Below are 25,978 nucleotides of genomic sequence, written 5' to 3' on the forward strand. Positions count from 1 at the left end.
CGGGCGCCTAAAATCCCCGGTTCCCCAAAGCATTCTGAAAGCCCCGCCATGAGTCTCCAGTGCGGCATCGTCGGCCTGCCCAACGTCGGCAAGTCCACCCTTTTCAACGCGCTGACCAAGGCAGGCATCGCGGCCGAGAACTATCCTTTCTGCACCATCGAGCCGAACGTCGGCGTGGTCGAAGTGCCCGATCCGCGGCTCGCCCAGTTGAGCGAGATCGTGAAGCCCGAGCGCATCGTGCCGGCCATCGTCGAGTTCGTCGACATCGCGGGCCTGGTGGCCGGCGCCAGCAAGGGCGAAGGCCTGGGCAACCAGTTCCTCGCGCACATCCGCGAAACCGACGCCATCGTCAATGTGGTGCGCTGCTTCGAGGACGACAACGTGATCCACGTTGCGGGCAAGGTCGACCCCATCTCCGACATCGAGGTGATCCAGACCGAGCTGTGCCTGGCCGACCTGGCCACGGTCGAGAAGGCGCTGCACCGCCACACCAAGACCGCGCGCTCGGGCGACAAGGAGGCGATCAAGCTGGTCGCGCTGCTGGAGAAATGCCAGGCCGCGCTGAACGAGAACAAGCCGGTGCGCGCGATCGAGTTCAGCAAGGAAGACAAGCCCTTGATCAAGCAGTTCTCGCTGATCACCGCCAAGCCCGCGATGTTCGTCGGCAACGTGGCCGAGGACGGCTTCGAGAACAACCCCTTCCTCGACCGGCTGCGCGAATACGCCGCCGCGCAGAACGCGCCCGTGGTCGCCATCTGCGCCAAGATCGAAGCCGAGCTGGCCGACATGGACGAGGAAGACAAGAAGATGTTCCTTGCCGAGATCGGCCAGGAAGAGCCGGGCCTCAATCGCCTGATCCGCGCGGCTTACACGCTGCTGGGCCTGCAGACCTACTTCACCGCCGGCGTGAAGGAAGTGCGCGCGTGGACCATCCACGTCGGCGACACCGGCCCGCAGGCGGCCGGCGTGATCCACACCGATTTCGAGAAGGGCTACATCCGCGCCCAGACCATCGCCTTCAACGACTTCATCGCCTTCAAGGGCGAGCAGGGGTCGAAGGATGCCGGGAAGATGCGGGCGGAAGGCAAGGAGTACGTGGTCAAGGACGGGGATGTGATGAACTTCCTGTTCAGCTCCTGACCCGTTCGCACTTCAGCTCGCCATGATCACAGTCCACCACCTCAACAACTCCCGTTCGCAACGCGTACTCTGGCTGCTCGAAGAACTCGAGCTCCCCTACGAGATCGTTCACTATCAGCGCGATCCCAAGACCATGCTCGCGCCGCCCACCTTGCGCGCGGTGCATCCGCTGGGCAAGTCGCCGGTGGTGACGACCGACGAAGGCCTCACGCTCGCGGAGTCGGGTGCGGTCGTCGAGACGCTGATTGAGCGCTACGGCAATGGCCGCCTCGCGCCGGCGGCGGGCACGACCGAAGCGCTGCGCTACCGCTACTGGCTGCACTACGCCGAAGGCTCGGCGATGCCGCCGCTCCTGCTGAAGCTGATGTTCGACCAGATCGAGAAGGCGAAGATGCCCTTCTTCGCCAAGCCGATCGCGAAGGCGATCGCGGGCAAGGCCAAGGCCGCCTTCATCATGCCGAACATCAAGAGCCATCTGGATTTCATGGAAGGCGAACTCGGCAAGAGCAAATGGTTTGCCGGCAATGCGTTTTCGGGCGCCGACATCCAGATGAGTTTTCCGGTGGAAGCCGCGTTGGCGCGCGGCGGGCTCGATGCGTCGCGGCCCAAGCTCATGGCTTATCTGGAGCGCATCCATACGCGGCCGGCCTACATGCGCGCGCTCGAGCGTGGCGGGCCGTACGGGCTCTTGACCTGATGGCGTGGCCGCCTCAATTTGGCCAGATGTAGAGAAGGGCAATCGTCATCGTGACATAGCGCGCGAACTTGCCGATCGCCATGTAGATCACGCAAGGCCAGAACGAGAGCCGGAGCCAGCCCGCGACCGCGCAGAGCGGATCGCCGACGATCGGCAGCCAGGCCAGCAGACAAGCCTTGGGCCCCAGGTGTTCCAGCCAGCCGAGCACACGCAGATGGTGCTTGGAGTGCGAATACTTGTCGGCCACCTTGTGTGCGCCGTAGCCGATCCACCAGTCCACGATGCCGCCCAAGGTGTTGCCGATCGTCGCGACGCCGACCGCGGACCAGAACATTTCGGGATTGAGCTTGAGCAGTCCGAACAGCACCGGCTCGGAGCCGACCGGCAACAGGGTCGCCGACACGAAGGCAGCAACGAAGAGGGTGCTGAGCCCGAATTGCGGCAGCGCAAGAAGCGCAAAGAGTGAGTCGAGCCAGGCTTGCATGTGCGCCGGAGTATAGAAAGGCGCGGTGTTATGCAGCGTCGGCGTATACGCTGTCCGCGTGCGCGATGAAACTCGATGAAATCGCAAATCGTTTCAGCGCCTCTCGCTTCGCGCCGCTACAATCGTGCCTCATTTTTCAGCAGCCAGGCGCGTGCCAACTTTCCCTCCATGACCCTGCAGATCGGCAACATCGCGCTGGAAAACCGGCTGTTCGTTGCGCCCATGGCGGGCGTCACCGACCGGCCCTTCCGCATGCTGTGCCGCGAACTCGGTGCGGGCTACGCGGTGAGCGAGATGGTCACTTCGCGCAAGGAGCTGTGGGGTTCGCTCAAGACCTCGCGCCGCGCGAACCACGATGGCGAACCGGGCCCCATTGCGGTGCAGATCGCCGGCACCGATGCAGCCATGATGGCCGAGGCGGCGCAATACAACATCGAGCGCGGCGCCCAGATCATCGACATCAATATGGGCTGCCCGGCCAAGAAGGTCTGCAACAAGTGGGCCGGGTCGGCGCTGATGCGCGACGAGCCGCTGGCGCTCGAGATCGTCGAGGCGGTGGTCCGTGCTGCGATGCCGCACAAGGTCCCGGTCACGCTCAAGATGCGCACCGGCTGGAGCGAAGACCATCGCAACGCGGTGGCGCTGGCGCGCCGCTTCGAAGCGGCCGGCGTGCAGATGCTCACGGTGCACGGCCGCACGCGCGAGCAGGGCTACAAGGGCCAGGCCGAATACGACACCATTGCGGCCGTCAAGGCGGCCGTGCGCGTGCCGGTGGTCGCCAACGGCGACGTCGACTCGCCCGAGAAAGCGCGTGAAGTGTTCGCACTCACTGGCGCCGACGCCGTGATGGTGGGCCGTGCCGCGCAGGGACGGCCGTGGATCTTTCGCGAGATCGCGCACTTCCTCGCGACCGGAACGCAGCTCGCGCCGCCGCTCGTGGCCGAGGTGCGCCGCCTCATGCTCGACCATCTGCAGCAGCACTACGCGCTCTATGGCGACTACAGCGGTGTTCGCACCGCGCGCAAACACATCGGCTGGTACGTCCGCACGCTGCCCGGCGGCGAGGAATTCAGGGGCCGGATGAACACCATCGAGGACTGCGACGCGCAACTCGCCGCGGTGGCCGATTTTTTCGACACGCTGGCCGCACGGATGGATCGCATTCCGGTCGCCGATGACGCGCAAGCGCAAAGGGATGAGCAGGCAGCCGAAGTGCCTGCATGAATTGAAGAACAGAAGAAGAGAAGAGGGCCATGAGCAAGAAACATATCGAAGACTGCGTGCGCAACAGTCTGGACAGTTATTTCCGTGACCTGCGCGGCACCGAACCCGACGGCATGTACGAGATGCTGGTGCGCGTGGTGGAGAAACCCTTGCTCGACGTCGTGATGACGCGGGCCGAAGGCAACCAGTCCAAGGCCGCGCAGTGGTTGGGCCTGAATCGCAACACGCTTCGAAAAAAGCTGGTCGAACACAAACTCCTGAAGTAGTCCTTGATGAATGCACTGATTTCCGTTTCCGACAAGACCGGCATCCTCGAATTCGCGCAGGCGCTCCACGCGCTGGACATCCGCCTGTTCTCGACCGGCGGCACCGCCAAGCTGCTGGCCGATGCCGGCCTGCCGGTGACCGAAGTGGCCGAGCTCACCGGCTTTCCCGAGATGCTCGACGGCCGCGTGAAGACGCTGCATCCCAAGGTGCATGGCGGCCTGCTGGCGCGGCGCGACGTGCCGGCGCACATGGCGGCGCTGAAGGCGCACGGCATCGACACCATCGACCTGCTGGTGGTCAACCTCTATCCCTTCGAATCCACGGTGGCCAAGCCCGGCTGCACCTTGGAGGACGCGATCGAGAACATCGACATCGGCGGCCCGGCCATGGTGCGCAGCGCGGCGAAGAACTGGAAGGACGTCGGCGTGCTGACCGACGCGGCGCAATACCCGCAGGCACTGGCCGAGCTCAAGGCCGACGGCAAGCTCAGCGACAAGACCAGGTTCGCCTTCTCCGTCGCCGCCTTCAACCGCATCAGTCAGTACGACGGCGCGATCAGCGACTACCTCTCGGGCATTCAGGGCGACGGCAGCCATGCGCTCTTCCCGGCGCAGAGCAACGGCCGCTTCATCAAGCTGCAGGACCTGCGCTACGGCGAGAACCCGCACCAGCAGGCCGCGTTCTACCGCGACCTGTACCCCGCGCCCGGTTCGCTGGTCACGGCCAAGCAGCTGCAGGGCAAGGAGCTCAGCTACAACAACATCGCCGATGCCGATGCCGCCTGGGAGTGCGTGAAGAGCTTCGACACGCCGGCATGCGTGATCGTCAAGCATGCCAACCCGTGCGGCGTTGCCGTGGGCAAGGATGCACACGAGGCTTACGCCAAGGCCTTCAAGACGGATCCGACCTCGGCCTTCGGCGGCATCATCGCCTTCAACCGGCCGGTGGACCGTGCCGCGGCCGAAGCTGTGAGCAAGCAGTTCGTCGAAGTGCTGATGGCGCCGGGCTATGCGCCGGAGGCGCTCGAGGTGTTCAAGAGCAAGGTCAATGTGCGCATCCTGGAGATCGCGCTGCCGCCGGGCGGCACCAGCGACTGGGACAACGGCCGCAACGCGGTGGACGTGAAGCGCATCGGTTCTGGCCTCCTGATGCAGACCGCCGACAACCGCGAGCTCTCGATCGACGAGCTCAAGGTGGTGAGCAAGAAGCAACCCACGCCGCAGCAGCTGCAGGATCTTCTGTTCGCATGGAAGGTCGCGAAGTTCGTCAAGAGCAACGCGATCGTGTTCTGCGCCGACGGCATGACCATGGGTGTCGGCGCCGGCCAGATGAGCCGGCTCGATTCGGCGCGCATCGCGAGCATCAAGGCGCAGCACGCGGGCTTGTCGCTGCAAGGCACGGCGGTCGCGAGCGACGCCTTCTTTCCGTTCCGCGACGGGCTCGACGTGGTGGTCGATGCCGGCGCGAGTTGCGTGATCCAGCCCGGCGGCTCGATGCGCGATCAGGAGGTGATCGATGCCGCGGACGAACGCGGCGTGGTCATGGTGCTGTCAGGCGTGCGCCATTTCAGGCACTAGAGGGCCTGTTAGCAGGCCCTAGGCTCCGAAGCGGTACTTGAGCTGGAAGCTCATCGCGCCGTAGAGGCGGTTCCTGATGTTGGGAACGATGGCGATGTTGAGCCCCCAGTTCTTGCCTTCGATGGCCGCGGGCGGGATCAGCGCCGGAAACCAACCGCCGTTGTTGGACCGCGGGTAGCCGTCGAAGGCGCCGACCACGGCGCCGAACTTCACGCCATGGAACTCGAAGGGCATGACGTATAGCCCGACGTAACGCGAGCGCTCGCGGTCGCTGTTGCGGAACAGGCCGGCGGTGAGCGAGTAGGTCTCGTCGAGCGGCCATTCGATGCCGAGGCCGGGTTGCCGTCCGCCGGCCCCTTGTCGCGGTCGAAGTGATGGGAGTAGAAGCCGGCGTTGAATCAGGCCTTGCCGATATCGGCCTGCGCGAAGGCCAGGCCGGGCGCGAGGACCAGCCAGGGCAGCAAGCTGCGGAGTCTCATGCGCGCAGCGTCTTGAAGATTTGGCGCGCCGCCTCGACGGTTGCGGCAATGTCTTCGTCGCTGTGGGCCGCGCTCACGAAGCCGGCCTCGTACAGCGCCGGCGCTATGTAGACGCCGCGTTCGAGCAGGCCGTGGAACAGGGCATTGAATTTCGTGTTGTCGGTGGTCATGACCGTGCCGTAGTTCTGCGGCAGCGCATCAAGCAGGAAGAAGCCGAACATGCCGCCTTCGCTGTCGGCGCTGAAGGCGATGCCTTCCGCCGCGGCGGCCGACTTCAGCCCGTCGACCAGCGTACGGGTCTTGTGTGACAGCGCGTCGAAGAAGCCGGGCCTGGCCACTTCCTTCAATGTCGCGAGGCCGCAGGCCGTGGCCACCGGGTTGCCGGAGAGCGTGCCGGCCTGGTACACGGGCCCGAGCGGCGCGAGCTGCTCCATGATCGCGCGCGGCCCGCCGAAGGCCGCGAGCGGCATGCCGCCGCCGATCACCTTGCCCAGCACCGTGAGGTCGGGCGTGATGCCCAGCACGCCCTGGGCGCCCTGCAGGCCGACGCGGAAGCCGGTCATGACCTCGTCGAACACCAGCAGCGCGCCGTGCTTCGTGCAGAGCTCGCGGCAGCGCTGGGCGAAGGCGGCGCTCGCGCGCACGAAGTTCATGTTGCCGGCGATCGCCTCGATCATCAGGCAGGCGATCTCGTGGCCATGCAGCGTGAAGGCTTCCTCGAGCTGCGCGAGGTTGTTGTATTCGAGGACCAGCGTGTGCTGCACCACCTCGGGCGGCACGCCGGCCGAGGTCGGGTTGCCGAAGGTCGCGAGGCCCGAGCCGGCCTTGACCAGCAGCGCATCGGCGTGACCGTGGTAGCAGCCTTCGAACTTGATGATGTACTTGCGCCCGGTCGCGCCGCGCGCCAGGCGCAGCGCGCTCATCGCGGCTTCGGTGCCGGAGCTCACGAGGCGCACCATCTCCATCGACGGCACGAGTGCCAGGATGGCTTCGGCGAGTTCGATCTCGCGCTCGGTCGGTGCGCCGAAGGAGAAGCCCTCTGTCACGGCGCGCTGTACCGCATCGACCACTGCGGGATGGCCGTGGCCCAGGATCATCGGTCCCCAGGAGCCGATGTAGTCGATGTAGCGCTGGTCCGCGGCATCCCAGAAGTAGGCGCCCTGCGCGCGCTTGACAAAGCGCGGCGTACCGCCGACGGCCCTGAAGGCGCGCACGGGCGAGTTGACCCCGCCTGGAATCACGGCGCGGGCGCGCTCGAAGAGGATGTCGTTCTTGTCGGTGGCGTGTGGCATCAGTGGCGAGTGTCGTGTGGAGGCAGGGCAAAGTCAGTGGGAGAGGCGGGATCGTCGTCGTTGTCTTCGTCGTCCTCGGGCTGGGCCCAGAACAGGCGGTCGGGCAGCACGTGGCCCATGCCGGGGCGGAAGCCGGCATCGAGACAGCGGTCCATGTAGCTCAGCGCTTCGGTGGTGGCCGCGACCAGGTCGGTGCCGCTGGCGAGCAGCGCGGCCAGCGCGGCGGAGAGCGTGTCGCCCGCGCCGGCGAACACGGCATCGAGGCGCTCGTACTTCTCGCTCGCTAGCACCGACTGCGGCGATGCCAGCACGTTGTCGATGAACTGATCGGGTAGGACCAGCCCGGTCACCAGCGTGTAGGGCACGCCGACTTCGCCGGCCGCCTTGGCGATGTCGCGCGCGGTGGGCGGGCGCTCGCCGGCCCAGTCCGGCAGCAGCCATCGCCACAACGTGCTGTGGTTGCCGACCAGCACGGTCGTCTGCGGCAGCACGAGCTCGCGAAACGCATCGAGATAGGCCTCGATCTGCGTGTCTTCCCACCAGGAGAGGTTGGGCATGTAGGCGACCACCGGCACTTCGGGATAGTCGGTCGCGGTCTCGGCCACGGTGCTGAGGTTCTCGGGCGAGCCGACGAAGCCCACCTTGATGAGCTGGACCTCCACGTCTTCGAGAATGGCACGCGCCTGTTCGGCGACGGCCTCCTCATCGAAGGTGAAGTGATCGAAAATTTCAGCGGTGTCGCGCGCGTAGGCGCCGGTCACGACCGGCAGCATGTGGGCGCCGACTGATGCCATGGCCAGGGCATCGCAGCCCAGGCCGCCGGCTCCGCTCGGATCGCTCGCGTTGAAGACCAGCACGCACGGCGGATTCAACTCGCTTTCGGCGGTTTCATCGTTCGGGGGGTCGGTAAGATCGCTCACTTTGCGGTCGTGCTCTGGTGGTAGTAGGAAAGTTGTCATACGCCACAGGGCTCACCAGATGGTGGCATATCTGAGACGCTTGTCACGGGTTTTGGTGATACGTTTAGATACGATCGTTGCATTCTATGAACAGGGACTTTAAGCTGCGATGAATACGAAAACCTGGATGTGCCTGATTTGCGGGTGGATCTACGACGAAGCGGTGGGAGTGCCAGAAGATGGTATTGCGCCCGGCACGGCATGGGCAGATGTTCCGATGAACTGGACCTGTCCCGAATGCGGGGCGCGCAAGGAAGACTTCGAAATGGTTGAAATCTGAAGCATGGCATAGGGCGTGCTTCTTTGCGTCCCTCGTCGAGGGCGTTGCGGTCATCGGGGTATTAAAGGAGCGTGCGAATGAGCGCGAACGGATCGGGTTACAAGGTGCTCGTCATCGACGACAGCAACACCATTCGGCGCAGCGCCGAGATCTTCCTCAAGCAGGGAGGCCACGAGGTCCTGCTGGCCGAAGACGGGTTCGACGCATTGTCGAAAGTCAATGATCACAAGCCGCACCTCATCTTCTGCGACATCCTCATGCCGCGCCTCGACGGTTATCAGACCTGCGCCATCATCAAGCGCAACGCCCATTTTTCCAATGTCCCGGTCGTGATGCTCTCCTCCAAGGATGGCGTGTTCGACAAGGCGCGCGGCCGCATGGTCGGCTCGCAGGACTATCTCACCAAACCCTTCACCAAAGACCAACTGCTCCAGGCTGTGCAGCAGTTCGGCATCGTTTCGCAGGAAGTGCAGTAATGGCTATTCGCAAGGTACTCGTGGTCGACGATTCCAAGACGGAATTGATCTTTCTCACCGAACTTCTTCAAAAGAACGGCTTTTCGGTGAAAACCGCCGAGAATGCCGAGGACGCGATGCGCCGGCTCGAGGAAGAGCAGCCCGACCTGATCCTCATGGACATTGTGATGCCGGGCCAGAACGGCTTCCAGCTCACGCGCGCGATCGCCCGCAATCCGCAATACGCATCGGTGCCGATCATCATGTGCACGAGCAAGAACCAGGAAACCGATCGCCTCTGGGGCATGCGCCAGGGTGCCCGCGACTACATCGTGAAGCCGGTCAATGCCGCCGAGCTGATGGCAAAGATCAGCGCGCTCGCCTGATCCGACAGTTCTCCGTACATGGCCAACCGCGACGCTCTCCGCGCATTCCAGTCCCGGCTTGCCAGCCGCCTGCAGGCGGCGCGCACCTCGGGCGTTTCCGCTTCGTGGCTCGCCGTGGAGGCGGGCGAGTCGAAGTACCTGTTTCCTCTCGGCCACGCCGGCGAGATTTTTCCGTGGACGCCCCCGCAGGCCGTGCCGTACACCGAGCCTTGGTTCCTGGGCGTTGCCAACCTGCGCGGCGGGCTGTACGGCATCGTGCAGCTTTCCACTTTCGCCTCGGGCTCGGCCGCTGCACCCGTGCAGAGCGAAGCGGCGCGCGCCCAATCACGCCTCGTTGCACTCAACGAGATGCTTGAAGTCAATTGCGCCTTGCTGATCGACCGGCTGGTCGGTCTGCGCGGCGTCGAAGCCTTCACCGAATCGCAGGCCCCGGATGGCGACGCCCCGGCCTGGCTGGGACATTCGTACACCGACGCCGCCGGCGGGCGCTGGCAGGAAATCAACCTGCAGGCGCTATCCCAGCAACCTCAATTTTTGAGCATCGGCGCCTGAGCGGAACGCTTGGCACCGATCACTACCTGAAGGACCGACCGTGAGCTCGATCGCCGACAAGTTCAAGAAATTCCTGCCTGCGGGCGACAACGGCACGCTGCGCGTCGACAGCGCTTCGACACTGTCGCTCGACAGCGTCGAAACGCTGCAGCCGCCCGAAGAAAAGACGGTGCGCATCCGACGCGATTCGGCGCCCGAGCCGAAGCCGGACGCGGTCCTCGCCATGGACGCCGCCAACGACCAGGCGCCGGCCGGCAGCCTCGATGAACCGGTGCAGGCCGAAACACAGGGTGCGGTTCCGCCGGGACCCGCGGGCGCGGTGCGCTCTCTGCGCTCGAACCCGGCGCGCCAGCAGCGCGTGCTCGCGATCGTGCTCGCGACCGTGGTGCTGTTGCTGCTGCTCGTCGCCGGCTCCGCCATCCTGCGCGCCGAACGGCTGGCGCAACAGGTCGCGGCCACCGGCCAGTCGCTGATGCAGTCGCAGCGTCTCGCCAAGTCGGTCTCGCAGGCGCTGGTGGGCAACGTTCCCGCCTTCGCGGAAGTCAAGGACAGCTCGGATGACCTCACGCGGCGCGTGCAGGGCCTGGCGAACGGCGACGATTCGCTCAAGCTGGAGCGCGTGGGCGGCCAGTACGACGCCGAGCTCGGCAAGATCACGCCGCTGGTCGAGCGCGCGGACAAAAGCGCCAAGGCCGTGCTGGCCCAGCAGCAGATCCTGACGCAGGTCGGTAACGCGCTGCGCGACATCAATCGCCAGTCTTCGGATCTGCTCGAAATGACCGAGACCGTGGCCTCGCTCAAGATGCAGCAGAACGCCAGCCTGCCGGAGATCTCGGCCGCCGGCCAGCTGGTGATGCTGACACAGCGCATCGGCAAGTCGGCCAACGAGTTCCTCACGGTCGAAGGCGTGAGCCCCGACGCCGTGTTCCTGCTCGGCAAGGACCTGAATACCTTCCAGGAAGTCACGCGCGGCCTGCTCGAGGGCAATGCCCAGCAGCGCCTGCCCGGCTCGCGCGATCCGCAGACGCGCCAGCAGCTCGAGGCCATCCTCAAGACCTACGAACAGACGCGCACGCAAGCCGGCGCCATTCTGGGCAACCTCCAGGGCCTGGTCGCCGCGCGCGAAGCGCAGGCCGCCATCCTGGCCGACAGCGAACCGCTGCGCACCTCGCTCGGCGACCTGCAGGACAAGCTCTCTGCCCGCACCGGCCTCGGCGCCGGCACGGTGGTGATGCTGTTCGTGCTGTCGCTGGCCGCGCTGGCGCTGGCCGGTGCGATCGGTTTCGTGCAGGTGCGCGAAGGCCGCGAACGTGCGCTGGCTGCCGAGCGCGAACGCCTCGCTGCCGAGCGCGCGAGCGAAGACGCGGGCCGCGTCAATGCCGCCAACCAGGCGGCCATTTTGCGGCTCATGAACGAACTGCAAACGGTGGCCGAAGGCGATCTGACGCAGGAAGCCACGGTGACCGAAGACATCACGGGCGCCATCGCCGACTCGGTGAACTACACGGTGGAAGAACTTCGCCTGCTGGTGGGCAACGTGCAGAACACGGCCACGCGTGTGGCGCAGACGACGTCGCAGGTGGAAAGCACCTCGACCGAGCTGCTCGCTGCCTCGACCGAACAGCTGCGCGAGATTCGCGAAACCGGCCAGTCGGTGCTGACGATGGCCGAGCGAATCAACGGCGTGTCCTCGCAAGCGCAAGAGTCGGCCACGGTGGCGCGCCAGTCGCTGGAAGCCGCTTCCTCCGGCCTGCAGGCCGTGCAGAACGCGATCGGCGGCATGAACTCGATCCGCGACCAGATCCAGGAAACCTCCAAGCGCATCAAGCGCCTCGGCGAATCCTCGCAGGAGATTGGTGAAATCACCGAGCTGATCTCGGACATTACCGAACAGACCAACGTGCTGGCGCTCAACGCCGCCATCCAGGCCGCGTCGGCCGGCGAGGCCGGCCGCGGCTTCTCGGTGGTGGCGGAAGAAGTGCAGCGACTGGCCGAACGCTCGGCGGACGCCACGCGTCAGATCTCGGCGCTGGTGAAGGCCATTCAGACCGACACGCAGGATGCGGTCGGCGCCATGGAGCGCTCCACGCAGGGTGTGGTGGAAGGGGCCAAGCTCTCCGACAACGCCGGTACCGCGCTGTCCGAGATCGACCGCGTGTCGCGCCGCCTCGCCGAGCTGATCGAGCAGATCTCGCAGTCCGCGTCCCGCGAGGCCGATTCGGCCAACGTCGTGGCAGCCAACATCCAGCACATTTTCGCCGTGACGGAGCAGACCGGCGAAGGTACGCGCACCACCGCGCAGCAGGTCCGCGAGCTCTCGCACATGGCCGAGGAACTGCGCCAGTCGGTGTCACGTTTCAAGATTGTCTGAACGCCGAGCGCAGAACGTGTCGATTCAAAGCCCTGCCACCGCCCCAGTAGCTGGCAACGCGCCAGCCACCGAAGATCTCGGGCCGCTGGCCTGGGTGCTCGGAGAAATCCAGAAGTCGCTCGACAACGTCAGCAAGACGCTGCGGCGCTTTGCCCGCGAGGCCGGCAGCGCCCCGGAGACCGACACCACGCCGCTGCGCTTGGCGCGGCAGCAGCTGCACCAAGCCGTCGGTGCGCTGCAGATGGTGGGCCATACGGCGCCGGCGCTGGTGCTGGGCGCGATGGAGTTCGCGGTCCAGAGCTTCATCACGGAGCCGGCGCGCTGCACCGAAGCCGCCGTCCACAAGATCGACCGCGCGGGCTTCGCCGCCACCGATTTCCTCAATGCGCTGCTGGCGGGCAAGACCGTGTCCTCGGTCGCGCTGTTCCCCCAGTACCGCGACGTGCTGGAACTGGTCGGCAACGAACGCGTCCACCCGGCCGACCTGTGGAGCATGAGCTGGCGCTGGGTCGAGATCAAGCCGGCGCCGACGCAGACCGCGCTGGTGTACGACCCGGCGGTCCGCTCCAAGCTCGACCGTGAAGTGCTCAAGATCGTCAAGAGCGGCGACGACCATGCCGCGCGGCGCCTTCAGGCCTTGTGCCTGGGCCTGGGGCGCGGCGCCTCGGTGCCGCGCGTCGCCAGTTTCTGGACCCTCGCGGCCGGCTTCTTCGAAGCCCTGGCGCTGTCGCTGATTCCGACCGATGCCCATGTGAAGCGCGCGGCCTCGCGCGTGCTGCTGCAGTACGCCACCCTGGCGCGCGGCGACAACACGGTGTCGGACCGCCTCGGCCAGGACCTGCTGTTCTTCTGCGCGCAAGCGGTGCCCGGCCCGCGCGACGAAGCCGCCACGCTGCGCGCGGTGCGCGTCGCCTGGGGCGTGGCCAACGAGCAGAAGGTCGACTACGCGATCGAACAATTCGGCCGCTTCGACCCGCTGGTACTCGCGCAGGCACGCAAGCGCATCGAGGCCGCCAAGGAAATGTGGTCGGCGCTCTCGGGCGGCGACGTTTCGCGCACGCGGCAGGTGGCCGACACCTTCGCCCAACTCGGCGAATCGCTGCAGAAGCTGCATCCGCCGAGCCTGCCGATGGTGCAGGCCCTGAACAATGCAGTCGACGCCTCGCTGCGTTCGGGCAAGCCGCCGGCCACCGAGCTGGCGATGGAAGTCGCGACCTCGGTCCTCTATCTCGAAGCCGCCTTCGAAGATCTCGATCCGCACGACCGGCAATTGACGGCCCGCACGGTGCAACTGGCCGGCCGCATCGAACGCGTACGCGAAGGCGGCCGTTCGGAACCGCTCGAGCCGTGGATGGAGGAGCTCTATCGCCGCGTGAGCGACCGCCAGACCATGGGCACGGTGGTCGGCGAACTGCGCGCCCACCTGAGCGAACTCGAGAAGTCGCTCGACCAGTTCTTCCGCCGCCCGGCCGACAAGAGCGTGCTGCGTGCGGTACCGACCCAGCTGCTGCAGATGCGCGGCGTGTTCTCGGTGCTCGGCCTCGACCAGGCCGCGCAGACCGTGCAGCGTATGCGCGAGAACGTCGACCAACTGCTGGCCGAGGAAGCCGCCGCCACCGAAGCCAGCGATTTCGATGCGCTCGGCAACAACCTCGGCGCGCTGGGCTTCCTGATCGACATGCTCGGCTACCAGCCGGCGCTGGCCAAGCGCCTGTTCGTGTTCGACAGCGAAGCCGGCGAACTCAAGCCGCTGATGGGCCGCCAGGCCAACGACACCGCCGAGCCCGAAGCGACGGCGCCGGTTTCCTTTGCCTCCGCATCGGGACCCGTCTCGGTCACCGACACCGTGCTGAGCGTCGAGGAAGTCGATGCGCAGATCGCTGCCAAGCTCGCCGCGCTGGCCGGCCCGACCCGCAAGGCGCCTTCGCCGATCGAGGAATTCAGCAAGGCCACCGCGAGCTGGACCGCCAAGATCACCGGCCCCGCACCGCTGGAGGCCCTGCCCGACACCGAAGTGACGGAGCTCGAGGAAGACGATCTCCAGAACATCTTCCTCGACGAGGCCCGCGAGGTGTTGCACAACGGCCTGGCTGCCGTGTCGGCGCTCGGCGCGCAGCCGGACGACAACGGCGAGCTGACCGTGCTGCGGCGCGCCTTCCACACCCTCAAGGGCAGCTCGCGCATGGTCGGGCTGATGGATTTCGGCGAGGCTGCCTGGTCCTTCGAGCAGGTGCTCAACACCTGGCTGGCCGACCAGCGTCCGGCTACGCCCGAATTGCTTGCCGGCACCAAGCGCGCACTGACGGACTTCGCCAAGTGGGTCGAAGCCATCGCTGCCAACGAGCCGCACGGCTGGCAATCCGCACCCTTCCGCGGCGTGGCGGAAGCCTTGCGCACGGGTGAGCCGATCGCGCCGCCGGCGCGCGTGGCCGATGCCGAAGCCCTGGTGGCAGCGGCGCGCCACATCGCGGCCGAAGAAACGATGGCCGAGGCCAAGGCTGCGCCCGACGCGCAGCCCGAACCGCTGCCCCTGCCGGAACTGCCCGAGCTCGAACTCGACATGGCGCCGATGGCTTTCGAGGCGCCGAGCGAGGCCGTGCCGGAGCCGGTGCCTCCTTCCGCCACCACCTCCGCCGACGACTTCGCCTCGACCGATTTCCTCGATTTCGAAGTCAAGCCGGCCCCTGCGCTGGAAGAGCCCGTGCCGCCGGCCGAGCTCGAAGAAATCGACTTCCTCGAAACCGCGCACGTCTCGATCGAGCCGGCGCTGGCGCTGCCGGCCGAGCCCGTCTTCGAGGCTCCTGCCTCGATCCCGGCCCCAGTGGCGGAATCCGAGCCGACGCCGGAGCCGGCACAGGCGCTGCACGTCGAGCCTGAAGCCATGCCGGAGCCCGAAGCCCCGGCGGTCGCCGAGGAGGCGCTGGAAGAACTGCCGCAAGCGCTGCAAGCAGAACCCGAGGCGGTTGCGGCAAGCGCGGAGCCCGAAGCCGAGCCCGAGCGTCCGGCCGCACCGAGCGCCGACGACCAGGTCAAGGTGATCGGCCCGCTTCGCATCGGCATCGCGCTCTACAACGTCTATCTCAACGAAGCCGACGAATGGTCGCGCCAGCTGGCCATCGAGGTCGGCGAGTGGGCGCTCGAATCGCACGAACGCGTGTCGGACTCGACCATCGGGCTCGCCCATTCGCTCGCCGGCAGTTCCGCGACCGTGGGCTTCCAGGGCCTGTCGGACATGGCGCGCTCGATCGAGGCGGCGCTGCAGCATCTGCACATGCAGGGCCGCGGCACGCCGGCGCAGGGCGCCGTGCTGGTGACGGCGGCCGAAGAGTTGCGGCGCCTGCTGCACCAGTTCGCCGCCGGCTTCCTGCACGAGCCCGCCCAAGAAACCATGCGCGCGCTGCGCGATGTCGCCGCCTCGCCGATGCCGCTCGACATGGGCGAAGCGGCGATCGGGTCCGCAGCCTCGTTGCGCTTCGCCGTGGCCGATGTGGCGCTCGACGATTCCGAGGACGCGATCGACGTCACCGACGTGATCGACGTCGACCTGTTCCCGATCTTCGAGGAAGAGGCGGCCGAACTGCTGCCTCAGCTCGGCACGGCATTGCGCGAGTGGTCGCAGCATCTCGACGATCCGGCGCCCCGCGCCTCCACGCTGCGCACCTTGCACACGCTCAAGGGCAGTGCCCGGCTGGCCGGCGCCATGCGACTGGGCGAACGTGCCCACCGCATGGAATCCGAGATCGAGGCGATCAGCGCCGAGGGTGCGGACCGCCAGGCGATCGAGCACTTGCTGACCCGCTTCGACACGCTGCAGGTCACCTTCGACGGGCTGCGTGCCGCCGACGACGCCATCCAGACCGAGCTGGTGCAGCGGGTGGTCGCTGCCGCTCCGGCAGCGCCCGCCGTATCGGCCGCAGCAGAAGCGCGAGCCGACACGGCCGAGCCGAAGGCAGGCACGCCCGAGCCGGCACCCGTCGCCGAGGCCGATACAGCGCGCCGCGCGGTGGCGCTGCCCTCGCCGTCCGCGCTCACGCCGCTGCGCACCATCTCGAGCCAGGCAGTGCGCATTCGCACCCACCTGCTCGACCGCCTGGTGGCACAGGCCGGCGAGGTCATCATCACGCGCTCGCGGCTCGAGGCCGAACTGGGCCAGTTGCGCAGCTCGCTGGGCGACCTCACCGGCAACCTGGACCGCCTGCGCCAGCAGCTGCGCGACATCGAGGTCCAGGCCGAAAGCCAGATGCAATCGCGCCTGGCGCAGGCCAAGGACTCGCAGCAGGGCTTCGACCCGCTCGAGTTCGACCGCTTCACGCGCGTGCAGGAACTCACGCGCATGATGGCCGAGTCGGTCAACGACGTGGCGACCGTCCAGCGCACGCTCCAGAAGACCGTGCAGGCGACCGAAGACGACCTCAGCGCGCAGGCGCGCCAGACGCGCGAACTCCAGCGCGGGCTGCTGCGCACGCGCATGGTCGAGTTCGAAGGCATTTCCGAGCGTCTCTATCGCGTGGTGCGGCAGGCCTCCAAGGACACCGGCAAGCAGGTGCGCCTGGACATCGTCGGCGGCTCGATCGAGATGGACCGGGGCGTGCTGGACCGCATGACGCCCGCCTTCGAGCATCTGCTGCGCAACTGCGTCGCGCACGGCATCGAGGACGTGGCGGCGCGCGAGAAGGCCGGCAAGGATGCCAGCGGCCTGATCGTCATCGACCTGCACCACGAGGGCAACGACGTCTCGGTGAGCTTCCGCGACGACGGCGCGGGCCTCAACCACAAGCGCATCGTCGAGCGCGCGCAGTCCCTGGGTCTGATCGCCCAAGGCCAGAAGCTCAGCGAAGACGAGGCCGCCGAACTGATCTTCCAGCCCGGCTTCTCGACAGCCGAGCAGGTGTCGGAGCTGGCCGGCCGTGGTATCGGCATGGACGTGGTGCGCGCGCAGATCGCGGCGCTCGGCGGCCGCATCGAAACCCAGAGCAAGCCGGGCGAGGGCACCAGCTTCAAGCTCGTGCTGCCGCTGACCACCGCCGTGACCCACGTGGTCATGCTGCGCACCGGCGCCACCTCGATCGGCGTGCCGTCCAACCTGGTGGAACTGGTTCAGCGCGCCAGCGGCTCCGAACTCGAAACCGCGTACCTCAACCAGCGCTATGCCTTCGCCGGCGAGCAGGTGCCTTTCTTCTGGGCCGGCGCATTGCTGCAGTCCTCGGCGCGCAGCGACCGCGCAATCGGCAAGACCAACACCATCGTCATGGTGCGCAGCGCGCAGCAGCGCGTGGCGCTGCACGTGGACGAAGTGCTGGGCAACCAGGAAGTCGTGGTCAAGAACCTCGGGCCGCAGCTCTCGCGGCTGCCGGGCATGGCTGGCATCTCGGTGCTGGCTTCCGGTGCGGTGGCGATGATCTACAACCCCGTCGCGCTGGCCGCGGTGCATGGCGAGAAAGCGCGCCAGCTTCAGGCCAAGGGCGCAGCGGCGGCGTCGTCGTCGCAGGGCGTGCGCAGCGCAGAACCCGCGCTGCCCCAGCCGGCGCCGCAGATTCCGCTGGTGCTGGTGGTCGACGACTCGATCACGGTGCGGCGCGTCACGCAGCGCTTGCTGCAGCGCGAAGGCTACCGCGTGTCGCTGGCGGCCGACGGCCTGCAGGCGCTCGAACGCCTGCAGCAGGAACGGCCGGCCGTGGTGCTGTCCGACATCGAGATGCCGCGCATGGACGGCTTCGACCTCGCGCGCAACATCCGCGCCGACGAGTCGCTGGCCGGCCTGCCGATCATCATGATCACCTCGCGCATCGCCGAGAAGCACCGCGATCACGCGCGTGCGCTGGGCGTCAACCACTACCTCGGCAAGCCCTACTCCGAAGAAGAGCTGCTGCGGCTGGTGCGCAGCTACACCAGCGCCGAGGTGCCGGTGGCGATGGCGGCTTGAGCCGGATGGGGCAGGGCCCTCAGGCGCTGCCCTTTCTCTTGTCGAGCGCCTGGCGCACCACCCCATAGCGCTGCAGCGTCCGCTCCCGCGCTTCGGCGTGGTCGACGATCGGCTTCGGATAGTTCTCGCCCAGCTTCACCCCGGCCGCTTCCAGCTCCAGCGGCTTGGCGGTCCATGGCGCGTGGATCGCCGCGTTGGGCAGCTTCGCGAGCTGCGGCAGGTAGCGGCGGATGAACTTGCCTTCGGGGTCGAAGCGCTCGCTTTGCGTCACGGGATTGAAGATCCGGAAGTAGGGCTGCGCATCGCAGCCGCTGGAGCTCGCCCACTGCCAGCCGCCGTTGTTCGACGACAGCTCGAAGTCGTTGAGGTGCAGCGCGAAGTAGCGCTCGCCGCGCCGCCAGTCCAGCCCGAGGTCCTTGCACAGAAAGCTGGCCGCCACCATGCGCAGCCGGTTGTGCATGTAGCCGCTCTGGTTGATCTGCGCCATCGCGGCGTCGACCAGCGGGTAGCCGGTCTGGCCCTGGCACCAGGCGTCGAACAGCAGGTCGGCGTGCTTGCCGTGATGCCACTGGATCTTGTCGTATTCCGGCCTGAAGCTGCGCGACTCGCCGCCCTCGGCCACATGCGGATGGTGGGCCAGGATCTGGAAATAGAAGTCGCGCCAGATCAGCTCGCCGAGCCAGGTCGCGGCGCCCGCGCCGCCCTGCTGCGAGAGCTGGTGCGCCATGCCCGCGAGCTGCCGGATCGAGACCGTGCCGAAGCGCAGGTGGACGCCCAGGTAGCTGGGGCCGCGCACCGCGGGGTAGTCGCGCGCCGTGTCGTAGCGGTCGATGCGCTGGAAGAAGTCGCCCACCAGTGCGGCGGCGCCCTGGCTGCCGGTCGGGATGTCGAGCTCGGCCAGATTGCTGGGCTCGAAGCCGATCTCCGCCAGTGTCGGCACCGGCGCGCCGAATTTCTCCGGCGCGGGCGCGAGCGCATCGGCGTAGCCGCGCGCGGGGTAGGGCTTCAGATAGAAGGCATCGACCTTGGCCAGCCAGGCGCGCCTGTAGGGCGTGAATACCGTGTAAGGCTGGCCGGTCTGGGTCAGCAGCTCGTCGCGTTCGAAGACGGCCTGGTCCTTGTGGGTGTGGAAGGCGATGCCGGCATTGGCGAGCGCGCCGAAAACCTTGGCGTCGCGCGCGAGGGCGTCGGGCTGGTCGTCGCGGTTCGCGAACACGGCCTGCACATCCAGCGCGCGCGCCAGCGGCGCGATTTCGTCCTCGGCCACCGCGTGGCGCACGATCAGCCCGCCGCCCAGCGCGCGCAGCTCGGCATCGAGCTCGACCAGCGATTCGCGGATGAATTCCACGCGCCGGTCCACGCGCGGCAGCGCATCGAGGATCGCGCGGTCGAAGACAAACGCGCAGACCACTTGCCGGCAATTGCGCAGCGCGTGGTAGAGCGCCGCGTTGTCGTCCACCCGGAGGTCGCGGCGGAACCACATCAGGCCCTTGGGATAGCTTTTGTCGACGGCCAGTAAAATCGGCGGCATGGCCTCCGATTCTGCCCCGATGAACCTCACGCATCACTTCCTGATTGCGATGCCGGGGCTGGAAGACAAGGCCTTCAGCCGCAGCGTGGTCTACCTCTGCGAACACAGCGAGCGCGGCGCGCTCGGCCTGGTGATCAACAAGCCCAGCGACATCAATCTCAAGGTGCTGTTCGAGAAGATCGAGCTTCACCTCTCGCGCCCCGAGCTCGGCAGCGCGCCCGTGTTCCAGGGCGGCCCGGTGCAGACCGAGCGCGGCTTCGTGCTGCATGAGCCGGTGTTCTCCGATGCCGAGAGGCCCAACGAATCCGTCTACGCCTCGACCATGACCATTCCCGGCGGGCTGGAGATGACCACTTCCAAGGACGTGCTGGAGGCCCTGGCCACCGGCGCCGGCCCGCGCAAGGTGCTGGTCTCGCTCGGCTACGCGGCCTGGGGCGAGGGCCAGCTCGAATCCGAACTGGCCGAGAACAGCTGGCTCACGGTGGTTGCCGACCCGGCGGTGATCTTCGACACGCCGATCGAGCAGCGCTACGACCGGGCCCTGTCGCTGCTGGGCCTCGAGGCCTGGACGCTGTCGCCCGACGCGGGGCATGCGTGAGGGTTTTGGCGATGCCTGACAGCGCTGCCCCTCCTGCTTCCGTTCCCTCCCATTTCCAAAGCTTCCTGGCCTTCGACTTCGGGCAGAAGCGCACCGGTGTTGCGAGCGGCAACCGGCTGTTGAAGAGCGCCACGCCGCAAGCCACCATCAAGGCCGAGGGCGACGCACGCTTTGCCCAGGTCGAAGCCCGCATCCGCGAGTGGCAGCCCGACGCTCTGGTGGTCGGCGTTCCCTACCACCCCGACGGCGCGCCGCACGACAACACCCGGGCCGCCCAGCGCTTCGCCCGCCAGCTGAGAGGCCGCTTCGGGCTGCCCGTCTACGAGGTCGACGAGCGCTACAGCACAACCGAGGCGCTGGCCTCGGGTGCGCGCGATGCCGATGCCGCGTCGGCCTGCATCATTCTTGAACAGTTCCTGAGGAGCCTTCCGTGAACTCCATTCCCGACGCCGAAGCGCTCTACCTCGAGCTGCTGCGCGGCGTGAAATCCCTGATGCGGCCCGACACCCGACCGGTCGGCATCACCTCCGGCGGTGCCTGGCTGGTCGAGCGGCTGCAGAAGGACTTGGGGCTGCCGGGCGCGCCCGGCACCATCTCCTCGGCCATGCACCGCGACGACTTCGCGCGCCGGGGCCTGGCCGCGAGCGCGCAGACACATCTGCCCTTCGACGTCAATGGCGCCGACGTGCTGCTGCTCGACGACGTGCTCTACACCGGCCGCACCCTGCGCGCGGTGCTCAACGAGCTGTTCGACTTCGGCCGGCCAGCCTGCGTGCGGCTGGCGGTGCTGGTCGACCGCGGCGGGCGCGAGCTGCCGGTGGCGGCCGACTTCGCCGCGGCCAAGCTCGAGCTACCCGCCGAGCAATCGCTCGCCCTCGCGCATGACGACAAAGGCGTATTCAGCTTCAAAGTGGAAAAAGCCTGATGCTCTATAAACGCAACCCCCAACTCAACAAGAACGGCGAGCTGATCCACCTGCTCTCGATCGAGGGTCTGCCGAAGGACATCGTCACCCACATCCTCGACACCGCCGCCAACTTCACCAGCGTGAGCGACCGCGAGGTGAAGAAGGTGCCGCTACTGCGCGGCAAGAGCGTGTTCAACCTCTTCTTCGAGAACTCGACGCGCACCCGCACTACCTTCGAGATCGCGGCCAAGCGGCTGTCGGCCGACGTCATCAACCTCGACATCGCGCGCTCGTCGGCGACCAAGGGCGAATCGCTGCTCGACACCATCGCCAACCTGAGCGCGATGGCGGCCGACCTGTTCGTGGTGCGCCACAGCGAATCGGGTGCGCCCTACCTGATCGCGCAACATGTCGCCCCGCACGTGCACGTGGTGAATGCCGGCGACGGCCGCCACGCGCACCCGACGCAGGGGCTGCTCGACATGTACACGATCCGCCATTACAAGAAGGACTTTTCCAACCTCACGGTGGCGATCGTCGGCGACGTGTTGCACTCGCGCGTGGCGCGCTCCGACATCCACGGCCTCACCACGCTGGGCTGCGCCGAGGTGCGCGTGGTCGGCCCCAAGACGCTGGTGCCGGGCGATATGGCGCAGATGGGCGTGCGCGTGTGCCACACGCTCGAGGAAGGCATCAAGGACTGCGACGTGATCATCATGCTGCGGCTGCAGAACGAGCGCATGAGCGGCGCGCTGCTGCCTTCGTCGCAGGAATTCTTCAAGACCTACGGCCTCACGCCCGAGAAGCTGCAGCTCGCCAAGCCCGATGCGATCGTGATGCATCCGGGGCCGATCAACCGCGGCGTCGAGATCGACTCGGCCGTGGTCGACGGCCGGCAGAGCGTGATCCTGCCGCAGGTCACATTCGGCATCGCGGTGCGCATGGCCGTGATGAGCATCGTCGCCGGAAACGAAGCATGAAAATCCTGATCACCAATGGGCGCGTCATCGATCCTGCGTCGGGCATCGACCGCCAGGCCGACGTGGCCATCGCCGACGGCAAGGTGCTCGCCATCGGCAGCACACCCGCCGACTTCCGCGCCGACCGCACGCTCGATGCCCAGGGCTGCCTCGTCGTGCCCGGCCTGGTCGACCTGGCCGCGCGGCTGCGCGAACCCGGCTACGAGCACGAAGGCATGCTCGAAAGCGAGATGGCCGCGGCGGTGGCCGGCGGCGTCACCAGCCTGGTCTGCCCGCCCGACACCGACCCCGTGCTCGACGAGCCCGGCCTGGTCGAGATGCTCAAGTTCCGCGCCGAGAAGATGCAGAGCGCGCGCCTGTTCCCGCTCGGCGCGCTCACGCGCGGCCTCGCCGGTGAAGTGCTCACCGAAATGGCCGAGCTCACCGAGGCCGGTTGCATCGGCTTCGGCCAGGCCGACATCCCGCTGGGCAACACGCAGGTGCTGCAGCGCGCGTTGCTCTACGCCAGCACCTTCGGCTACACCGTGTGGCTGCGCCCGCAGGACCGCGACCTGGGCAAGGGCGTGGCCGCCAGCGGCCCGCTCGCCACGCGGCTCGGCTTGGCCGGCGTGCCGGTCGCGGCCGAAACGATCGCGATCTTCACCATCGTCGAACTCATGCGCAGCACCGGCGCGCGTGTGCACCTGTGCCGCCTGTCGAGCGCGGCCGGCGTGGCCCTGGTGCGCACCGCCAAGGCCGAAGGCCTGCCGCTCAGCTGCGACGTCAGCATCAACTCGCTGCACCTGGCCGACACCGACATCGGCTACTTCGACAGCCGCGCGCGGCTCAACCCGCCGCTGCGCCAGCAGCGCGACCGCGATGCGCTTTCCGCCGGGCTGGCCGACGGCACCATCGACGCGCTGGTGTCCGACCACACGCCGGTGGAGGCCGATGCCAAGACCCTGCCTTTCGCCGAAAGCGAGCCGGGCGCGACGGGGCTCGAACTGCTGCTGCCGCTGGCCTTGCAATGGGGCGAGCAGAGCGGCGCCGGACTGGCGCGCGCGATCGAGGTCGTGAGCGCGGCGCCGGCAAAGCTGATCGGCGTCGAGGAAGCGGGCCGGCTGTCGCCGGGCCTGGCCGCCGACCTCTGCGTCGTCGATCCCGCGCTCGAATGGCAGGTACGGCCCGAGGCGCTGCGCAGCCAGGGCAAGCACACGCCCTTCGGCGGCTACGCGCTGCGCGGGCAGGCGCGCTTCACGCTGGTGGGCGGACGGCTGGTCCACGGCTGACCGGGGGAACACCGCGCGATGCAGGCCCTGTCCGCCTTCCTGAAGCTGGTGCGCGCCCTGGCTCACGCGCATGTCGGCTGGTGGACCATCCGCAGCCAATTCCACAAGCTCTCGCCCGCGGAGCGCGAGCAGCGCGTGCAGCAGTGGGCCGAGCGCATGCTGACCCTGATGGGCATCCGCCTCGTGGTGCAGGGCACGCCGCCGACCCACGGGCCGGTGCTGATGGTGAGCAACCACCTCTCGTGGCTCGACATCCTCGCCATCCACGCGGCGCGCCACGTGCGTTTCGTCTCCAAGGCGAACGTGCAGTACTGGCCGCTGATCGGCACGCTGTCGAACGGTGCCGGCTCTCTGTATATCGAGCGCGAACGCCGCCGCGATGCGCTGCGCGTGGTGCACCACATGACCGAGGCGCTGAAGAACGGCGACCTGATCGCGGTGTTCCCCGAGGGCACCACCAGCGACGGCAGCAGCGTGCTGCCCTTCCACGCCAACCTGCTGCAGGCCGCCATCTCCTCGGGCGCGCCGGTGCAGCCCATCGCGCTGCGTTTTGCCGATGCCACCACCGGCGAAACCAGCCAGGCGCCGCGCTACATCGACGACGACAACCTGGCCAGCTCGCTGTGGCAGGTGCTGAAGGCGCCGCCGCTGCTGGCGATCGTGCGCTTCGGCGAGCCCCAGCCTGCCTGGGGCCGCGATCGCCGCGCCTGGGCGCTTTCGCTGCATGCCGACGTGCAGGCGCTGCGCCGCCAGACGCACTGAGCAGCCAGCAAAAAAACAGCGCCCCGTTGGGCGCTGTGCAACGGCGCCGTAGCGCCGGGAGGAGGAACTGAAATGTGCAAGCAGGTTAGCCGTCGCCCCCCTCCCGCCCTGCCGGAGAAGGCAATGCGCGCACGTGGGCGTTGGCCTACAGGGCGCTACATCACCGTGGCGTGCGGATGCAGCGGATGGGCCAGCGTGTCGGCGATCAGGCGCAGCGCGTGGTCGCACGCCTCCCGCGACATCGGCCCGCCGAGGCAGATGCGCACCGCCTCCGGCGGGGTGCCGTCGGTGGAGAAGGCCGCGCTGGCGACCACGCCGACGTTCTGCGTGCGCAGGTAGGAAGCGAACTCGACAGGGCTCCAGGCGGAGGAAAGCGGCAGCCACAGATGGAAGCCCTCGCTCTGCGCGGCGATGCCGTGCGCGCCCAGGTGCCGGCTGGCCAGGGCCTGCCGGACGGTGGACTCGGCGCGGATGGCCTGCAGCATGGCGTCGGCCGTGCCGTCTTCCACCCACAGCGTGGTCAGCGCGTTCGTGATGGGCGATGACATCACGGTGGTCGCGCGCATCGCGCCGGCCAGCCGCTGCGACTGCCGCGCGCCGGGGGAGCGCACGTAGGCGCTGCGCAGGCCCGCGCCCAGGGTCTTCGAGAAGCCGGTGATGTAGTAGGTCAGTTCCGGCGCCAGGGTGGCGATGGCGGGCGGCACCTGCCGCGGCAGCATCGCGTAGGCGTCGTCCTCGATGATCGGAATGGCGTAGCGCAGCGCGATGTCGGCCAGCGCCTCGCGGCGTGCGCGCGACATGGTGGCCGTGGTCGGGTTGTTGAGCGTGGGGTTGCAGTACAGCGCCTTCGGTCGCAGCGTCTTGCAGGCATGCTCGAAGGACTCGCCCATCGGCCCCTCCTCGTCGAGCGGCAGGGCATGCAGCTGGATGCCGAGCTGGGTCGCGATCGCCTTCACGCCGGGGTAGGTCAGCGCTTCCACGCAGATCAGCTCGCCCGGTCGCGCGAGCTGCGAGAACAGCGCGGTGAGCACGCTGTGGATGCCGGGGCACACGAGGATCTGGTCCAGCCGGCAATCGGGAACGCGGGGCCGGATCCACTGCATGCCGGCTTCGCGGTCGCGCGCCGTGCCGCCGAAGTCCTGATAGCGCAGCAGTTCGTACATGCCGGCTTCGGCCATGACGCGGCCGGCGCTCTCGCTCATTCGTTCCAGCAGCGCCGCATCCTGCGGCTCGGGCGGCAGGTTCATCGTCATTTCGGCGCCGCCACCGCCGCGCAGTGGAAGGCTCGGGCTGCCGCCGCGGATGAAGGTGCCGGTGCCCGAGCGCGAATCGATCAGCCCGCGCTTGCGCGCCTCTGCATAGCCGCGTGCAACGGTCGTGTAGTTGAGATGCAGATCGGCCGCCAGGTCGCGCAGCGTGGGCAGCTTGTCGCGCGCGATCAGGCGGCCGGTGCGGATGTCGTCGGCGATCAGGTCGGCCAGCAGCAGGTAGGCCGGCTTGTTGCTGCTCTCCAGGCGCTTTTGCCATTGCTGGGTGGTCTTGCTCATGGGGTGGTTGATCGCATGGGTTGATTGCATGGGCGCAGCACATTCGACGCATGAAGCGTGCCGGGCTTCTCTGGCCCGGATGCATTGATCGCGTGCATGCAGGTCCATTGATCGGGTGCATTGATTGCATGGCGGGTGCCTCAATCGAGTGCAAAAGCGGCCACCTGAACCTCGTCCGGCGGCCCTTTGGCGGGCCTAGGAATTTTTTTGCCGGGCCCCAGGCCGCACCGCTTCTCGTTGATCGCGACTTGATCGCAAACAGGCCGCCGGCCAGTGGCACAGAGCGTGCGAAATCGAAG

Annotated in this window: 23 protein-coding genes; 17 read left to right on the plus strand and 6 right to left on the minus strand. The window is 67.5% G+C overall.

Translation table 11 applies throughout. The annotated features are described in order from the left end of the window. The first annotated feature begins 48 nt into the window (after positions 1–48). Together ychF and ACSQ9A_RS05000 are read left to right on the plus strand one after the other, a co-directional pair. The gene (ychF, locus tag ACSQ9A_RS04995; protein ID WP_093109548.1) at positions 49–1,140 is read left to right on the plus strand and encodes a redox-regulated ATPase YchF; all 1,092 of its coding nucleotides are present in this window, start codon (positions 49–51) and stop codon (positions 1,138–1,140) included. Positions 1,141–1,162: 22 nt separating this feature from the next. Further along, entirely contained in the window at positions 1,163–1,837 is a 675-nt protein-coding gene (locus ACSQ9A_RS05000) for a glutathione S-transferase (protein WP_436302888.1), read from the plus strand. A 13-nt stretch (positions 1,838–1,850) separates the two neighbouring features. On the opposite strand, the gene ACSQ9A_RS05005 is transcribed toward ACSQ9A_RS05000, so the two are convergent. Beyond that, the gene (locus ACSQ9A_RS05005; protein ID WP_093109550.1) at positions 1,851–2,321 is read right to left on the minus strand and encodes a YqaA family protein; all 471 of its coding nucleotides are present in this window, start codon (positions 2,319–2,321) and stop codon (positions 1,851–1,853) included. 168 nt (positions 2,322–2,489) lie between these two features. Between ACSQ9A_RS05005 and dusB the strand changes: the two genes are divergently transcribed. The 3 genes from dusB to purH are packed head-to-tail and all read left to right on the plus strand — an operon-like array spanning position 2,490 to position 5,389. Continuing rightward, positions 2,490–3,545 (plus strand): tRNA dihydrouridine synthase DusB, encoded by a 1,056-nt coding sequence (dusB, locus tag ACSQ9A_RS05010; protein WP_436293759.1) that lies wholly within the window; start codon positions 2,490–2,492, stop codon positions 3,543–3,545. Between the two features lie 29 nt (positions 3,546–3,574). Next, entirely contained in the window at positions 3,575–3,811 is a 237-nt protein-coding gene (locus ACSQ9A_RS05015; RefSeq protein ID WP_028259705.1) for a Fis family transcriptional regulator, read from the plus strand. A 6-nt stretch (positions 3,812–3,817) separates the two neighbouring features. Beyond that, a complete protein-coding gene (gene purH / locus ACSQ9A_RS05020) occupies positions 3,818–5,389 on the plus strand; it encodes a bifunctional phosphoribosylaminoimidazolecarboxamide formyltransferase/IMP cyclohydrolase (protein ID WP_436302889.1) in 1,572 nt (523 codons plus the stop codon). Between the two features lie 18 nt (positions 5,390–5,407). Here purH and ACSQ9A_RS05025 read toward each other — a convergent pair whose 3' ends face one another. The 3 genes from ACSQ9A_RS05025 to thiD form a co-directional block, all read right to left on the minus strand. Then, positions 5,408–5,623, minus strand: a complete 216-nt coding sequence (locus ACSQ9A_RS05025; RefSeq protein ID WP_436302890.1) for a hypothetical protein — start codon at positions 5,621–5,623, stop codon at positions 5,408–5,410. A 241-nt stretch (positions 5,624–5,864) separates the two neighbouring features. Beyond that, positions 5,865–7,160: a glutamate-1-semialdehyde 2,1-aminomutase gene (gene hemL, locus ACSQ9A_RS05030; protein ID WP_436302892.1), complete on the minus strand. Its 1,296-nt coding sequence runs from the start codon at positions 7,158–7,160 to the stop codon at positions 5,865–5,867. Next, on the minus strand, positions 7,160–8,119 hold the full coding sequence (gene thiD / locus ACSQ9A_RS05035) for a bifunctional hydroxymethylpyrimidine kinase/phosphomethylpyrimidine kinase (RefSeq protein WP_093109553.1): 960 nt from the start codon (positions 8,117–8,119) through the stop codon (positions 7,160–7,162). The genes hemL and thiD overlap by 1 nt, the downstream gene beginning before the upstream one ends. Positions 8,120–8,228: 109 nt before the next feature. On the opposite strand from thiD, the gene ACSQ9A_RS05040 reads away from it, so the two are divergent. From ACSQ9A_RS05040 to ACSQ9A_RS05065, 6 genes are all read left to right on the plus strand, one after another. Then, the gene (locus ACSQ9A_RS05040) at positions 8,229–8,399 is read left to right on the plus strand and encodes a rubredoxin (RefSeq protein WP_093109554.1); all 171 of its coding nucleotides are present in this window, start codon (positions 8,229–8,231) and stop codon (positions 8,397–8,399) included. Between the two features lie 77 nt (positions 8,400–8,476). Further along, the gene (locus ACSQ9A_RS05045) at positions 8,477–8,875 is read left to right on the plus strand and encodes a response regulator (RefSeq protein WP_093109555.1); all 399 of its coding nucleotides are present in this window, start codon (positions 8,477–8,479) and stop codon (positions 8,873–8,875) included. Beyond that, positions 8,875–9,240 (plus strand): response regulator, encoded by a 366-nt coding sequence (locus ACSQ9A_RS05050; protein WP_093109556.1) that lies wholly within the window; start codon positions 8,875–8,877, stop codon positions 9,238–9,240. Before ACSQ9A_RS05045 ends, ACSQ9A_RS05050 begins: the two co-directional genes overlap by 1 nt. A gap of 18 nt (positions 9,241–9,258) precedes the next feature. Next, on the plus strand, positions 9,259–9,792 hold the full coding sequence (locus ACSQ9A_RS05055) for a chemotaxis protein CheW (protein WP_093109557.1): 534 nt from the start codon (positions 9,259–9,261) through the stop codon (positions 9,790–9,792). 223 nt (positions 9,793–10,015) lie between these two features. Next, complete coding sequence (locus tag ACSQ9A_RS05060) at positions 10,016–12,163, plus strand: methyl-accepting chemotaxis protein (protein WP_436306255.1); 2,148 nt, start codon at positions 10,016–10,018, stop codon at positions 12,161–12,163. Between the two features lie 16 nt (positions 12,164–12,179). After that, positions 12,180–18,086 (plus strand): Hpt domain-containing protein, encoded by a 5,907-nt coding sequence (locus ACSQ9A_RS05065; RefSeq protein ID WP_436302893.1) that lies wholly within the window; start codon positions 12,180–12,182, stop codon positions 18,084–18,086. A 19-nt stretch (positions 18,087–18,105) separates the two neighbouring features. Here the strand turns inward: ACSQ9A_RS05065 and ACSQ9A_RS05070 are convergent, their stop codons facing one another. Further along, on the minus strand, positions 18,106–19,617 hold the full coding sequence (locus tag ACSQ9A_RS05070) for a cryptochrome/photolyase family protein (RefSeq protein ID WP_436302894.1): 1,512 nt from the start codon (positions 19,615–19,617) through the stop codon (positions 18,106–18,108). Here ACSQ9A_RS05070 and ACSQ9A_RS05075 point away from each other — a divergent pair. Genes ACSQ9A_RS05075 through ACSQ9A_RS05100 form a run of 6 tightly spaced genes read left to right on the plus strand, consistent with a single transcriptional unit; the run spans position 19,616 to position 24,132 of the window. Next, entirely contained in the window at positions 19,616–20,215 is a 600-nt protein-coding gene (locus tag ACSQ9A_RS05075; RefSeq protein ID WP_093109560.1) for a YqgE/AlgH family protein, read from the plus strand. The two genes, ACSQ9A_RS05070 and ACSQ9A_RS05075, sit on opposite strands and share 2 nt — an antisense overlap. An 11-nt stretch (positions 20,216–20,226) precedes the next feature. After that, complete coding sequence (gene ruvX / locus ACSQ9A_RS05080; RefSeq protein WP_093109607.1) at positions 20,227–20,649, plus strand: Holliday junction resolvase RuvX; 423 nt, start codon at positions 20,227–20,229, stop codon at positions 20,647–20,649. Then, positions 20,646–21,140, plus strand: a complete 495-nt coding sequence (pyrR, locus tag ACSQ9A_RS05085) for a bifunctional pyr operon transcriptional regulator/uracil phosphoribosyltransferase PyrR (protein ID WP_093109561.1) — start codon at positions 20,646–20,648, stop codon at positions 21,138–21,140. The genes ruvX and pyrR overlap by 4 nt, the downstream gene beginning before the upstream one ends. Next, positions 21,140–22,102 carry an aspartate carbamoyltransferase catalytic subunit gene (locus ACSQ9A_RS05090; RefSeq protein WP_093109562.1) on the plus strand — a complete coding sequence of 321 codons (963 nt, stop codon included), beginning with the start codon at positions 21,140–21,142 and terminating at the stop codon, positions 22,100–22,102. The genes pyrR and ACSQ9A_RS05090 overlap by 1 nt, the downstream gene beginning before the upstream one ends. Then, positions 22,099–23,370: a dihydroorotase gene (locus tag ACSQ9A_RS05095; RefSeq protein ID WP_436302895.1), complete on the plus strand. Its 1,272-nt coding sequence runs from the start codon at positions 22,099–22,101 to the stop codon at positions 23,368–23,370. The genes ACSQ9A_RS05090 and ACSQ9A_RS05095 overlap by 4 nt, the downstream gene beginning before the upstream one ends. 18 nt (positions 23,371–23,388) lie before the next feature. Then, positions 23,389–24,132: a lysophospholipid acyltransferase family protein gene (locus tag ACSQ9A_RS05100; RefSeq protein WP_436302896.1), complete on the plus strand. Its 744-nt coding sequence runs from the start codon at positions 23,389–23,391 to the stop codon at positions 24,130–24,132. 155 nt (positions 24,133–24,287) lie between these two features. On the opposite strand, the gene ACSQ9A_RS05105 is transcribed toward ACSQ9A_RS05100, so the two are convergent. After that, positions 24,288–25,679 carry a PLP-dependent aminotransferase family protein gene (locus tag ACSQ9A_RS05105; protein WP_093109565.1) on the minus strand — a complete coding sequence of 464 codons (1,392 nt, stop codon included), beginning with the start codon at positions 25,677–25,679 and terminating at the stop codon, positions 24,288–24,290. Between the last annotated feature and the right edge of the window lie 299 nt (positions 25,680–25,978).

Source organism: Variovorax sp. LjRoot290, from assembly GCF_964253985.1.
Taxonomy (GTDB): domain Bacteria; phylum Pseudomonadota; class Gammaproteobacteria; order Burkholderiales; family Burkholderiaceae_C; genus Variovorax.